Origin of the sequence: Kitasatospora sp. A2-31, from assembly GCF_022288725.1 — a bacterium.
GTDB lineage: Bacteria > Actinomycetota > Actinomycetes > Streptomycetales > Streptomycetaceae > Kitasatospora.
This window is the reverse complement of sequence record NZ_JAKNTA010000138.1, coordinates 1-1694: the sequence shown is the minus strand read 5'-3', so window position 1 is coordinate 1694 and position 1694 is coordinate 1. Positions and strand designations below refer to the sequence as shown.

Annotated in this window: 2 protein-coding genes; one reads left to right on the top strand and one right to left on the bottom strand. The window is 73.0% G+C overall.

The features are described from left to right. On the bottom strand, positions 1 to 323 hold a 323-nt coding region (locus MCM47_RS40245), incomplete at its 3' end, for an alpha/beta hydrolase (RefSeq protein WP_374209279.1). Between the two features lie 257 nt (positions 324 to 580). Here MCM47_RS40245 and MCM47_RS40240 point away from each other — a divergent pair. Beyond that, positions 581 to 1694 (top strand): selenium-binding family protein (locus MCM47_RS40240; protein ID WP_238951785.1); only part of this gene is annotated, 1114 nt, incomplete at its 3' end.

Below are 1694 nucleotides of genomic sequence, written 5' to 3'. Positions count from 1 at the left end.
CGGATGATCCGGACGGCGGCGTCCAGCTCCTCGTCGTACTCGGAGAGGTCGCGGACGAAGTTCGGCGAGTGGTGCGGGCGCAGCGACCGGCCGTACTTGCGCAGGTCGAGGGCGTAGAAGGAGTAGCCGAGCTCGACGTAGTGGTCGGCGAGGTGGGTCTGGAAGAAGTAGTCGTTGTAGCCGTGCACGTAGAGCACGGCGCGGTCCGAGCCCTTCACCAGCCGGCGCACCAGAGTGGCGCTGACCGTTCCCTCCGCGTCGGCGGCGAGCGGGAGCTCGGCGGCCTCGTAGGGAGCGCCCAGGACGTCTTCTCGGAATTCCATGCCTGTCCGCACCCGGCTCTCTGCTCAGACTGCCCCGACGCGCCGGCGCCGGACCGGCCGGTCCGGGAGCGACGCTCCTGCTGGACCGACGATACCGGCCGGTAGCCCGGTGCGCGGTACCGGCTGCCCGGTCGCCCGCGGGGTCGCCCGCCCGCTCGCCCCGCTTCCCGTGCGCCTGCTGTGCGCCCGCGGTTCTGTGGAACGCTGCCCTGACCGGAGTCACTCCCCTTGTCGGTGAAACGAGTTGAGGAGTCAGCATGCCGCACGCAGACCTGTCGCGGGCCGGGCACGGCGACCCGTCGCTGTACCGAACGCCCGCCGAGGCGATCGCCGCGCCCCCGGAGCGGTTGGCGTACGTCGCGGGGTTCGACCGGTCGGCGCGGCAGCCGGACGCGCTGATCACCGTCGACACCGACCCGGGCTCGCCGACCTACGGACGGGTGCTCCACTTCACCGACATGCCGGAGCCCGGCGACGAGCTGCACCACTTCGGTTGGAACGCCTGTTCCAGCGCGCTGGCGCACTCCTGCCACCGGGACCCGGAGCGGCGCTACCTGCTGCTACCCGGGCTGCGCTCGTCCAGGCTGCACGTCCTCGACACCCGGCCGGACCCGGTCCGGCCGCGGCTGGTGAAGACCGTGCCGGCCGAGGAGCTGGCGGCCCGGGCGGGCTACTCGCGCCCGCACACGCTGCACTGCGGGCCGGACGGCGTCTTCCTGTCCTGCCTCGGCGGCGGGACGGGGGCCGACGGCCCGGGCGGGGTCGCCCTGCTCGACCACACCACCTTCGAGGTGCTGCGCGCCTGGGAGACGGAGCGCGGACCGCAGCACTTCGCCTACGACGTCTGGTGGCACCTGGGCGGCGACGTGGGGGTGACCAGCGAGTGGGGCACGCCGTGGATGGTGGAGGACGGGGTGGTGCCGGAGCTGTTGCTGGGCCGCAAGTACGGGCACGCGCTGCACTTCTGGGAGCTGGACTCGGGGCGGCACCTGCAGCGGATCGACCTCGGGGACCAGTACCAGATGGTGCTGGAGCTGCGGCCGGCGCACGACCCGCAGGCCGAGTGGGGCTTCGCCGGCGTGGTCGTGAACGTCGAGGACCTGTCCGCCTCCGTCTGGCTCTGGTACCGGGAGGGCCCGGCCTTCACCGCGCGCAAGGTGATCGAGATCCCCGCCGAACCGGCGAAGGCGGAGGACCTGCCGCCCGCGCTGCAGCCGTTCGGCGCGGTGCCGCCGCTGGTCACGGACATCAACCTGTCGGTGGACGACCGCTGGCTGTACGTGTCGGCCTGGGGCACCGGGGAGCTGTTCCAGTACGACGTCTCGGACCCGTTCCGCCCGCACCTGACGGCGTCGGTGCGGCTCGGCGGGG